Raw genomic sequence first — 10,729 nt, 5'->3', positions numbered from 1 at the left:
CCGCGCCGGCGGGCACCCCGCGGTCGCGCAACACGGCCGCGGCGGCGGAGTCGCCCAACCAGGCCGCCAGCGCCCGCAGCTCGGCACCGGCGCGGGCAGCGTCCTTGCCGAGCAGGAAGCCCAGGGCGCCGAGCAGGCTGCCGACGAAAAGCCGCAGCCGGGTCCAGATCGAACGGCCCGAGGCGGCCAGCCGCAGTTCCCAGGCCCGCTCCTGCACCGCGTCCGGCTGCTCCGGACGGGTGCGGGTCACCCGGGCGCTCGGCTCGGCCAGCACGCGCAGACCGGCACCGTTCACCCGGCGTCCCAGTTCGACGCCGGTGAGCGCGTCCGGAAGGTCGGCGACCACGCCGCCCACGTCGTCCCAGGTGTCCCGGCGGATCAGCGCCGCGGAGAGGTCGACCCCGAGCACCGCCATGGTGTCCAGCTGGCCCTGGTCGGGTTCGCCGCCCTCGACGGCGGGAATCACCCGCCCGGCCGGGGTGACGGTCAGGCCGCAGGATTCGATCAGGTCGACCCGGGCCCGGCGCTGGGACTGCAGCATCAGCGGACCGGCCAGCCCGACCCGGTCCGATTCGGTGGCGGTGCGCAGCAGCGCGCGCAGGGCGTCCGGATGAGGCCGGACGACACGGGGAAAGAGCCACAGCCATTCGCCGGTGGCCTTGCCGGCACCCTCGGCCAGGGTGTCGGCGATCACGATCTCGGCGAGCGGGACGCTCTGCTCGTCCAACAGCGGACGCAGCGCGTCGGCCACCGGCGCCAGCACGACGGCGCTGACCGGATGGGCGTCGAGGTCGAGCTCCGGATCCTCGTCATCGGCCTGCAGCCATGCCCAGGGGTCAGTCACGCTGCCCTAGGTTAGCCGTCGCCGGCCGCGGTTCAGACCGCCTGCTTTTTCAGCTTGCGTCGTTCGCGCTCGGACAACCCGCCCCAGATTCCGAACCGCTCGTCGTTGCTCAGCGCGTACTCCAGGCATTCGCTGCGCACCTCACAGCTCTGGCAGACCCGCTTGGCCTCGCGGGTGGAACCGCCCTTTTCGGGGAAGAAGGCCTCGGGGTCGGTCTGGGCGCACAGGGCACGCTCCTGCCAGCCGAGCGCTCCCTCGTCGCCTTCGTCAAACTCCAGCGCGACCAACTCGTGCATGGCAATCCTCCTCGACCCGGGTGCGAGCCCCGATGAACTACATGGAGGAAATTACATGCCTGTCGTTACGTGAGGCAACCCGCATTCTGTGCTATTGGTCGGCGAGCGCCTGTTGCGACAGTCCGCGTTCGATCACCGAGCGGGGTATCCGGGCCCGGTCCGGCAAGGCCGAAGAGTGCGTCCGACCGGGTCGTAGGACAACGGGGCAGAACGCAGCCGATCGGGACGCGGCACCCCGCAAGCCCGGAACCGCTACGAGCCCGAGCGCGGTTTCCAGCGCCGTTCCGGCGTGGCCGGAGTGACCGGCTCTGCCTCCCCCGGCTGGTCCTTCCCCGGGTCCGCCTCACCCGACGGTGCCGCCCCGACGTCCGGACGAGCCCCGCTGGCGGCGTCCCGGGCGCTGCGCCAGGCCGTCCCGCTGGCCTGCTCCGGCTGCCATACCGGCTGGGCCTTGGGCTGCTCGGGGGCTCGCACCTCGGGAACCGCGGGCGCCAGATCGAGCCGCCCCGACCGGACGCCCCGGACCAGCACCCAGAGCACCCCGGCCGCCACCGCCTTCAACACCACGTCGAGCAGACCGCCCAGGATCTCCATGATCACGCCGAACACGTTGACGGATGCCGCCAGGCCGAGCAGCAGGCAGACCAGCTGCAGCAGGGTGCCGAAGGCGAGCACCCACGCCGACAGCTTGGCCAGCCGGACGGCGTGACCGGTCGCCGGCGGGACGAACAGGCAGGCGCAGACCAGCCCGACCTGCGCGATCACCAGGGACAGGCTCATGATCGACTGCCCGATGTCCTGGAACGCCTCGAACACCGGCGTCTGCTCGCGGAACACCAGCAGGGCCAGCCGGACGATGCCGAGCACCTGACCGGCGCCGATGACGGCCAGCACCAGCCAGGTCACCGGCTGCCGGATCCGCTTCAGGTTGGCCAGCAGTGCACGTCCCCGCGAGCCTTGGGCGTCGCCGCGATCAGACATGGCGTTCGCCGGCCTCCGCACGCACCAGCGCCACCAGCTCCCGGACCCGTTCTGCCGCGTCCACCGGCGCCACCAGGGTGGTGGTCGGCGTGGTCACGATCACCATGCCGGAACAACCCAGCACCCCGGTCAGGTGCCCCTCGCCGGCGGTGTTGATGATCACGTTGTCGGAGGCGTCCAGGCACACCGATGCCCCGATCAACGCGTTGCCGGCGGCGTCGTGGGTGAGGATCTCGGCCAGCGACGCGTAGCCGCCGACGTCGCGCCACTGCACCGGCAGCGCCACCGCGAGGACGTGCGCCGTCCCGGCACCGGCCGCGACCGGCTCCATGATCGCGTAGTCGACGGACGTCTTGTGCAGGGTCGGGAAGATCTCGGCGAGCCGCTCCGGATGCGCCGCCAGGTCGAGCACGGCGGCGTGGGTGGCCGGGTGCAGCGCGGCCAGCTGCTCCAGGAAGGTGCCCGCCTGCCAGACGAACATGCCGGCGTTCCACCAGTAGTCGCCGGAGGCCAGGTATTCGCTGGCGGTCACCAGGTCGGGCTTCTCCCGGAACTCCAGCACCTGATGGGTGTGCTCGAAGCCGGGGACCGCGGCACCGCGCCGCAGATAGCCGTAGCCGGTGTGCGCGCTGGTCGGCACCACGCCGAGGGTGACCAGCGCGTGCGCGTCCGCCTCGGCCACCGCGAACGCCTCGGCGAGCATGTCGGAGAAGACCGCGACCGGCTCGATCAGCTGATCGGCGGTCACCTGGGCGATCACCGCGTCCGGGTCACGCTCGGCGATCACCGCGGCGGGCCAGGCGACGGCGTTGAGCGAGTCGCGTCCCTCGGGTTCGCCGAGAATGTTCTCGGCGGGCAGTTCGGGGAGCTCGGCGGCCACCTCGGCGGCGTAGGCGGCACCGGTGCAGACCAGGACGCGTTCCGGGGGCACCAGGTCGCCCAGGCGCTCGAACGCGATGCGGAGCAGCGATTTGCCCTCGATCAATCGGAGTAGTTGTTTCGGAGTTCCTTTCCGGGACAACGGCCACAGCCGCGTCCCGGAGCCACCAGCCATGATCACCGCAAAACGCATGAACCTGACGATATCGTCCGGACTTCTACGATGGCGCGATGGACATTCCCGTGGTTCTCTCCGCCCTGCAACGACGGACCCGGACGGCCGGCGCCGAGCCGCTGCTCACCCACTACGACACCGCCTCCGGCGGCCGCACCGAGCTCAGCGTGGCCACCTTCGCGAACTGGGTGGCCAAGACGTCCAACCTGATCGAGGAGCTGGGCGCCGACTCCGGCCTGGTCGGCCTGCCGCTGGCGTTGCGGCGTCCGGGGCACTGGATGACGTTGCTGTGGCCGCTGGCGGCCTGGCAGCGGGAGTGCGCGATCACCCTCGAGGTCGCCGGCGCCGACGTGGTCGTGGTCGGGCCGGACGTCACCGAGGCGGTGCTGCCGGGGGCCACGCTGGCCTGTTCGCTGCATCCGCTCGGGCTGGGCCTGCGGGGGTTGCCGGACGGGGTGCTCGACTTCAGCACCGAGGCGCTCGCCCAGCCGGATCTGGCCGGGACGCTGCCCAGCACACCGTCCGCGCCGGCCTGGATCGACGGTGCGCAGGTGCTCAGCCATGCCGAGCTGGCCGGTACCCCGCCGGTGGCCGGCCGGGTGCTGGTGCTGCCGTCCGATCCGCTCGCGACGCTGCGGGACGCCGTCATCGCGCCGCTGTTGGGCGGGGGGTCCGCGGTGGTCGTCGAGGGCGATCCGGGCGACGCGCGGCTGGCGGCGATCCGGGCGTCCGAACGCTGCGTGGAATGATGGCGCGGTGACCCAGACCCCGCTGAACTCCCTGCGATTCACCCGGCGCACCGGGCTGCTGGCGCTCGGCGCCGCGTCCCTGGTGCCGGCCGTGCTCACCGGCTGCAGCAACGCGCCGACCGTGCCGACGCCCACGGCGTCCCCGACCGGGACGGTGCGCGAGCAGCTGCAGCAGGTGCTGGAGGTGATCGCCCAAGGGCAGGACAAGCTGGGCGTCGCCGTGCTCGACCTGCGCAGTGGCGCGAGTTGGGACTTCCGGGGCGACTGGACCAGCCAGAGCGCCTCCATGGCGAAGCCGATGATCGTCTCGATGGCGCTGCGCAAGGCTCGGGCCGACGCTCTGCAGCAGCCGCTGCCGGCCGAGCAGGCCGGCCAGGCCGAGAAGGCGATCCGGAACTCCGACAACGACTCCGCCGACGCGCTGTGGAAGTGGGCGGGCGGGCGTCCGGCCTATGACGCGCTGGCCGCCGACCTGGGCCTGAAGGCCACCCACAGCGCCCCCGAGAAGGACTTCTGGAGTTGGACCTGGACCACCCCGGACGACCAGCGCTCGTTCCTGAAACAGCTGGTCAAGGGCGGTACCAAGGCGCTCACCGACGCCGAGCGGAGCTACCTGCTCGGGCTGATGGGGCAGGTGCAGGACGACCAGACCTGGGGCGTCGGTGCACCGCGCAGCAGTTCGGTGAAGGTGGAGTTGAAGAACGGCTGGGTGCAATTCGAGTCCACCGACAAGCTGTGGGCGGTGAACTCGATCGGCCACGTCGCCGGCGACGGACGTGACTACCTGCTGACCATCATGACCCGGGTCGCCACCTTCGACCTGGGCAAGGCCTACTGCACCGCGATCGGCGACTGGGTGTTCCGGGTGCTGGGTTCCGGCGAGTTGCGCTGACCACGTCCGGCACCCTCACCCCCGCCCCGCACCCCACACCTCCACCCGCCGCACCGAACGCTCGCCTAACTATTTCGGGCTCGCTGAATTCAGCGAGCGGGAAATAGTTAGGCGAGCGTTGGATGGGGGCCGGACGGTGCAGCGCGGTCAGCTGACCGTGCAGACCTCGTCCAGGTCGTCTGTCTGGGTCTTCACCTGGGTGCTGGACGTGGACGGCTTGGGCGACGAACTGGCGGAGGTGCCGCCACTGGGCGTCGGCGCCGAGCTCGTGGTCTTGGCCGGCTTGTCCCCCGCCGCCTCGGACGCCGCGATCTTGGCCTTGACCACTTCGCGGATCTTGGCGAAATCGGGCTTCACCGGGCGGATCAGCGGCGGGGCGAAGCTGACGCTGCTGAGCGGCAGCGAGCGGCCCCTCTGGGCCAGGTCGAGCATGGTGCCGATCTGCGAGGTGGGCAGGTCGGTGGCCACGATCTCCTCGCCGGCCTTGGCGATCTCCTGGAATTTGGTGATCACGGTGACCGGGTTGAGCTGCTTGACCATGGCGTTCAGCACGCATTTCTGCCGGGCCATCCGCTCGTAGTCGGTGGAGCCCTCCCGGGACCGGGCGAACCACAGCGCCCGGTGACCGTCCAGGTGCAGGTTCTTGCCGGGACCGATCCAGCCGGTGATCGGGTACTTCTTGCCGGTGGTCAGGTTGGTGCCGCCACCGATCGGCACCTTGCGCGCGACGTCGAGGTTGATTCCGCCGACGGCGTCGATCAGCGCCTGGAAGCCTTTCAGGTCGACCAGCGCCCAGTAGTTGATCTGCAGGCCGAGGATGTTCTCGATGACCTCTTTGGTGGCCTGGACGCCAGGGTTCTTCACCCCCGGGTAGAGGTTCTTGTGGTTGGTGGCCAGGGTGTAGACGGCGTTGAGCAGGCAGGACTGGTCCTTGCACCAGTAGCCGTCGGGGTAGAGCTTCTTCAGCGGGGACGAGTCCGGGAACGGCGCGTGCTGCAGGTTGCGGGGCAGGCTGAACAACACCGTCCGGCCGGTGTTGGCGTCGATGCTGGCCACGATCATGGTGTCCGGGCGCAGGCCCTCACGGTCGGCGCCGGCGTCCCCGCCGAGCAGCAGCACGTTGTACCGGCCGCCGTTGGTCTCCGCCTTGCCGCCGCCGGTGAACACGTTGCCGAACAGCCGGCTCTGGGCGTCGAAGGCGCCGGCCAGCGTCCAGGAGCTGAAACCGACGCCGAGCGCCAGCACGAACGCGATCACCGGAAGGGCCACCTTGCCGCGCGGGCCGAGTGCGGGCGGGTTCGCGATCCGCCAGGCGTTGACGAACAGCAGCACCCAGCCCAGGCCGAGCACCAGGGACGCCCAGCGCAGCACCTGCAGGGTCAGCGTGTTCGCGTACAGCCCGATGGCGAACGACCGGAAGGTGAGGAACAACACCCCGAACAGCACCGCCAGCACGATCAGCGTCGCCCAGACCCGCAGGGCGACTCGGCCCAACCGTTCGTTGCCGCCGGCCAGCTGTGCCGAACCGGGCACGATCAGCGTCATCCCGAGCATGGCCAGGCCGCGACGCAGGGCGATGCCCTGGCTGCGGGTTTGCGCGTCCGGGAGCGGGGAAGTCTCGACGGCAGTCACCGATCCAGTATGGCCGCCGGTTCCGAAGCCGTTCCGTGGGCGCGCCGCCCTGGACTCAGTGGCCGCGGACTGCCGCCCCCTTGGCGCGGGCGACATCCCGGAGCTCCTCCTGGAAGCGCAGCATCTTGGCCTGCAGGGTCTGGTCGGACGCGGCCAGGATCCGGACGGCGAGCAGGCCGGCGTTGCGGGCGTTGCCGACCGCGACGGTGGCGACCGGGACGCCGGCGGGCATCTGGACGATGGAGAGCAGCGAGTCCATCCCGTCGAGGTACTTCAGCGGCACCGGGACGCCGATCACCGGCAGCGGAGTGAGCGCGGCCAGCATGCCGGGCAGGTGGGCCGCTCCCCCCGCGCCGGCGATGATCACCTTCAGGCCGCGGCTGTGCGCGACGCGTCCCCAGGCGACCATGTCCTCGGGCATCCGGTGCGCGCTGACCACGTCCGCCTCGTAGCCGACGCCGAACTCGGCGCAGGCGTCCGCGGCGGCCTTCATCACCGGCCAGTCCGAATCGGACCCCATCACGATCCCGACAACGGGTTTCTCGCTCATCGCTGGACTCCCATCAGGTGATCGGCGGCGGCCTGCGCCCTGGCCCGGACGTCGTCCGCGTCGTCGCCGACCACGGTGACGTGGCCCACCTTGCGACCCGGGACGACGCTCTTGCCGTACAGCTGGACGCGGGCGCCGGGGTCAGTTGCGTAGGCCTCCTCGGCGGCTTCCAGCAGATCGTCGCGGGCGCCGCCCAGCACGTTCACCATCGCGGCGTGCGGCTGCCGCACCTCCGTCGGGCCGAGCGGCAGGTCGGCGACCGCCCGCAGGTGGTTCTCGAATTGCGAGGTGTGTGCCCCGTCGATGCTCCAGTGCCCGGTGTTGTGCGGCCGCATCGCCAGCTCGTTGACCACCACCGAGCCGTCGGCACGCTGCATCAGCTCGACGGCCAGAATGCCGGTGACGCCGAGCTCGGCGGCGATCCGCAGCGCCATGGCCTCGATCGCGTCCCGCTGCTCGGCACCCAGATCGGGCGCCGGGGTGAAGGTGTGGGTGCAGATGCCGTTGGTCTGCACGGTCTCGCTGACCGGGTAGACCCGCTCCTCACCGGACGGACGCCGCGCCACCAGCACGCTCAGTTCGCGGGTGAAGTCGATGAACTCCTCGGCCAGGATCCGCACCCCGGGCTTCAGGTTCGCGAACGGCTCGTCGGCGTCGTCCGGGCCGTCGATCTTCCAGACCCCCTTGCCGTCGTAGCCGCCGCGGGAGGTCTTCGCGATCACCGGCCAGCCGGTGCGCTCGCCGAAGGCGCGCAGCTCGTCGGCGTCGGCGACCACCGCGAACGCCGGGCACGGCATGCCCAGCCCGGTCAGCCGCTCTCGCATCACCACCTTGTCCTGGGCGTGCAGCAGGGCGTCCGGACCGGGGTGAACCTGCTTGCCACGAGCCTGTAGCTCGCGCAGGATCGGCGGCGGAACATGCTCGTGGTCGAAGGTGATCACGTCGCAGCGCTCGGCGAACGCGTAGACGGTCTCGGGGTCGGTGTAGTCGCCGACATCGGTATCGGCCACCACCTGGGCGGCGGAGACGTCCGGGCCCTCGGCGAGCAGCGCGATGCGGACTCCGAGAGTGATGCTGGCGGCGTGCATCATCCGGGCCAATTGGCCGCCGCCGATGATGCCGATCGTTCGCACGGTCACCGAATGAACCCTAGTGGACGGTCGCCGCGCACTAGTATCTCGACCATGACCAGGCATCTCGTGGCCATGGGTGGCGGCGGCTTCTCGATGTCCCAGTTCGGCGAGCCCACGTCCTTGGACCGCTATCTGGTCCGGCTCACCGGCTCGGACCACCCGCAGGTCTGCTTCGCGCCGACCGCCTCCGGGGACGATCCGGAGTACATCCGCCGGTTCCTCAGCGCCTACGGTGCGCTCGGCGTCCGGACCTCGGTGCTGACGCTGTGGTCGGGTGCGGCCGAGGCGGTGGACCGGTTGGCCGAGGCCGATCTGTTGTTCGTCGGCGGCGGCAGCACGGTCAACCTGGTGGCGCTGTGGGAGGCGCACGGGGTGACCGACGTCGTCCGGCAGCGCTACGAACAGGGCGCGCTGGTGCTGGCCGGCATCTCTGCCGGGGCGGCCTGCTGGTACGCCGGCTGCGTCACCGACTCGTTCGGCGACCTGCGGCCCTGGACGGGTGGGCTGGGCCTGGTCCGCGGCAGCTTCTGTCCGCATCTGGACGGCGAGCCGGAACGCGACCCGATCTACACCGCCGCGGTGGCGTCCGGCACCCTGCCCGGCGGCTACGCGGCCGACGACGGCGCCGGCGTGCACTACGTGGACGGCGTCCCCGCGCATTTCCTCTGCGAGAAGCGCGGACAGAACGTCTACCGGGTGCTGCCCAACGACATCCCCGGCCCTGCGGTGATCCGCGAGCCGCAGGAGATGACCGCCCTGCCGGCCTGAGCGTCCGCTGACGGGACCGCACCCGCTGGGGCCGAGCCCACTGGCTGCCCGGAACCCCACCGCCGGCCAGCCGATCACGTTGCCTCCCTTCGGCGTCTTTTCCGTGGTTCAAACCCGGTGAAAGAACCCGAAGCAGGGCAACGTCACGCGTCAGAGGTCGCATGACCCCGCCGGGCCAACCCCTTTCCTCCAGCAGCACCCGGCCGGTGCGTCCGTTGCCGGCGGTGAACGGATGCACGGTCTCGAACTGCTTACCGCACGTTGTTGACTAAGGGTGTGCTAACGATGCGGCCTGTGGAACTTACGGTCAAGGCTTGAAGATCACCGTGCGCTGGACGATGAAGTTCACCGCGGTCGCGGTGCCCTGGGCGACCACGAATCCGAGGAACTGGGCCCAGTGCATGGCGGCGACCAGCCCGGCGGGCAGCATCGGGGTGTCCAGCCCGACCGACACCAGCCACGGGTAGAGCACCGCGAAGATGCCCACCTGCACCACGAAGGTGACCGCGTACAGCCCCATCACCGCGGCGAATTTGCGCCGCGAGCCGTCCGAGACGAAGGTCCAGCGCCGGTTGATCAGGTAGGCGGTGGTGGTGCCGGCGATGAACGACAGCACCTTGGCCGGGATGTAGTCCAGGCCGAGCGCCATCAGCGCCACCAGCAGGCCGTAGTCGACGATCGCCGACAGCCCGCCGGTGAGCACGAAGCGGAACAACTGGGTGCGCAGCGCCAGCTGCGATGCCGCGGCCTCGGTCATGCGCGCACCCCGAACAACAGGTTGGAGATCGCCACTCCGACCTCCTCGACCTTGGGAATGTCGTGCAACACCACCGGCGCCTCGGCCGAGGTGGTGAACACCAGCGAGCCGCAGCCGAACATCCGGTCGGTGAGGCTGCGCTCGTAGGCCACGTTGGTGATCCGGGCGACCGGGACGTCGTGGCCGACCTTGGTGATGATCCCGGAGCGGGTGATCAGCCGGTGGTTGGTCAGCGTGTAAGTGGTGGTGCGCCAGCGCAGCAGCGGGATCAGGTACACCGGGATCGCGATCGCCACCGCGATCACTGCGGCGGCCCAGGCCGACCACGGCTGCCACGACGACGGCAACAGCGCGAACCCGGCGCCGGCGACGGCCGAGGTCACCAGCAGCCAGGCGGTGGGACCGATCATGGTCTTGCCGTGCGATCGCAGATGTAACAACTCCTGCTCACCGTCTCCGAGCAGCTTGGCGGGCAATCCCATGGTGCCCATTATGTCCGTGGTTCGATGGGTGCCATGACCGTCCCTCTTCTGGTGTTCCTGCACGGACTCGGCCAGACCCCGCAGTTCTGGCAGGACCAGGTCACCGCCCTGCCCACCGGAACCAAGGCGGTCGCGCCCTGGCTGGAGGGGTTGCGGCCGGGCCGTCCTGGCGATTTCGATCTGGACGCCGCCGCGGACGCCGTGCTCGGCCAGTTGAACCGGTTCGGCGTCGATCAGGTGGCCCTGGCCGGCAGCGGGCTGGGCGCCGCCGTCGCGGTCGCCGCCGCCGGACGCTCCCCGGACGCCGTCTCGCACCTGGTGCTCTCCGACCTGCAGGGTCGTCCTCCGAAGCTGGCCGGGCTCGCGCAGCGGCTCGCCGTCCGCGCCATGCCGTCCGGACGGCTGGCCGACGCCGGCCTGGACCGGGCCCGGATGCTGCGGCTGGTGAAGGCGGCGTCCGGCATCGACCTGCGGCCGCGACTGGCGGCCGTCACCGCCTCGGCTCTGCTGGTCAGCGGCGGTTCGGACGCCGCCGGAACGGCCGCGGCCCGGGAACTCGCCGCCGGTCTCCGGGATGCCCGGGTCGAGGTG

The 10,729-nt window shown here is 70.8% G+C and carries 13 protein-coding genes and 1 pseudogene; 4 read left to right on the top strand and 10 right to left on the bottom strand.

Features of this window, described 5'->3' with window-relative positions:
- The 4 genes from QM582_RS08590 to QM582_RS08575 all read right to left on the bottom strand — a co-directional run.
- Positions 1 to 844: hypothetical protein (locus QM582_RS08590; RefSeq protein WP_415083548.1), on the bottom strand; the 844-nt coding region annotated here is incomplete at its 3' end.
- Between the two features lie 32 nt (positions 845 to 876).
- A complete protein-coding gene (locus QM582_RS08585; RefSeq protein ID WP_415083546.1) occupies positions 877 to 1,140 on the bottom strand; it encodes a WhiB family transcriptional regulator in 264 nt (87 codons plus the stop codon).
- Between the two features lie 252 nt (positions 1,141 to 1,392).
- The gene (locus QM582_RS08580; protein WP_415083544.1) at positions 1,393 to 2,121 is read right to left on the bottom strand and encodes a hypothetical protein; all 729 of its coding nucleotides are present in this window, start codon (positions 2,119 to 2,121) and stop codon (positions 1,393 to 1,395) included.
- Positions 2,114 to 3,193 carry a mannose-1-phosphate guanylyltransferase gene (locus tag QM582_RS08575; protein ID WP_415083542.1) on the bottom strand — a complete coding sequence of 360 codons (1,080 nt, stop codon included), beginning with the start codon at positions 3,191 to 3,193 and terminating at the stop codon, positions 2,114 to 2,116. The genes QM582_RS08580 and QM582_RS08575 overlap by 8 nt, the downstream gene beginning before the upstream one ends.
- 38 nt (positions 3,194 to 3,231) lie before the next feature.
- On the opposite strand from QM582_RS08575, the gene QM582_RS08570 reads away from it, so the two are divergent.
- Both QM582_RS08570 and QM582_RS08565 read left to right on the top strand, forming a co-directional pair.
- On the top strand, positions 3,232 to 3,924 hold the full coding sequence (locus tag QM582_RS08570) for a TIGR03089 family protein (protein ID WP_415083540.1): 693 nt from the start codon (positions 3,232 to 3,234) through the stop codon (positions 3,922 to 3,924).
- A gap of 7 nt (positions 3,925 to 3,931) precedes the next feature.
- Positions 3,932 to 4,816: a serine hydrolase gene (locus QM582_RS08565; protein WP_415083537.1), complete on the top strand. Its 885-nt coding sequence runs from the start codon at positions 3,932 to 3,934 to the stop codon at positions 4,814 to 4,816.
- A gap of 147 nt (positions 4,817 to 4,963) precedes the next feature.
- Here QM582_RS08565 and QM582_RS08560 read toward each other — a convergent pair whose 3' ends face one another.
- Genes QM582_RS08560 through QM582_RS08550 form a run of 3 tightly spaced genes read right to left on the bottom strand, consistent with a single transcriptional unit; the run spans position 4,964 to position 8,194 of the window.
- Complete coding sequence (locus QM582_RS08560; protein WP_415083535.1) at positions 4,964 to 6,448, bottom strand: LCP family protein; 1,485 nt, start codon at positions 6,446 to 6,448, stop codon at positions 4,964 to 4,966.
- 55 nt (positions 6,449 to 6,503) lie between these two features.
- On the bottom strand, positions 6,504 to 6,998 hold the full coding sequence (gene purE / locus QM582_RS08555; RefSeq protein ID WP_415083533.1) for a 5-(carboxyamino)imidazole ribonucleotide mutase: 495 nt from the start codon (positions 6,996 to 6,998) through the stop codon (positions 6,504 to 6,506).
- Complete coding sequence (locus QM582_RS08550) at positions 6,995 to 8,194, bottom strand: 5-(carboxyamino)imidazole ribonucleotide synthase (protein WP_415083532.1); 1,200 nt, start codon at positions 8,192 to 8,194, stop codon at positions 6,995 to 6,997. Before QM582_RS08550 ends, purE begins: the two co-directional genes overlap by 4 nt.
- Between QM582_RS08550 and QM582_RS08545 the strand changes: the two genes are divergently transcribed.
- On the top strand, positions 8,183 to 8,899 hold the full coding sequence (locus QM582_RS08545; protein ID WP_415083530.1) for a Type 1 glutamine amidotransferase-like domain-containing protein: 717 nt from the start codon (positions 8,183 to 8,185) through the stop codon (positions 8,897 to 8,899). The genes QM582_RS08550 and QM582_RS08545 overlap by 12 nt on opposite strands.
- 193 nt (positions 8,900 to 9,092) lie before the next feature.
- Here the strand turns inward: QM582_RS08545 and QM582_RS08540 are convergent.
- The 3 genes and pseudogenes from QM582_RS08540 to QM582_RS08530 all read right to left on the bottom strand — a co-directional run.
- A pseudogene (locus QM582_RS08540) lies at positions 9,093 to 9,146 on the bottom strand (Fic family protein); the annotation flags it as partial.
- Positions 9,147 to 9,206: 60 nt separating this feature from the next.
- On the bottom strand, positions 9,207 to 9,656 hold the full coding sequence (locus tag QM582_RS08535; protein ID WP_415083528.1) for a GtrA family protein: 450 nt from the start codon (positions 9,654 to 9,656) through the stop codon (positions 9,207 to 9,209).
- Positions 9,653 to 10,138, bottom strand: a complete 486-nt coding sequence (locus QM582_RS08530; protein ID WP_415083526.1) for a PH domain-containing protein — start codon at positions 10,136 to 10,138, stop codon at positions 9,653 to 9,655. Before QM582_RS08530 ends, QM582_RS08535 begins: the two co-directional genes overlap by 4 nt.
- A gap of 33 nt (positions 10,139 to 10,171) precedes the next feature.
- Here QM582_RS08530 and QM582_RS08525 point away from each other — a divergent pair.
- Positions 10,172 to 10,729: alpha/beta fold hydrolase (locus tag QM582_RS08525; protein WP_415083524.1), on the top strand; the 558-nt coding region annotated here is incomplete at its 3' end.

The organism is Micropruina sp. (genome assembly GCF_047607385.1).
Taxonomy (GTDB): Bacteria; Actinomycetota; Actinomycetes; order Propionibacteriales; family Propionibacteriaceae; genus Micropruina.
The sequence above is the reverse complement of the archived record's forward strand: the minus strand, read 5'-3'. Positions and strand labels throughout refer to the sequence as shown.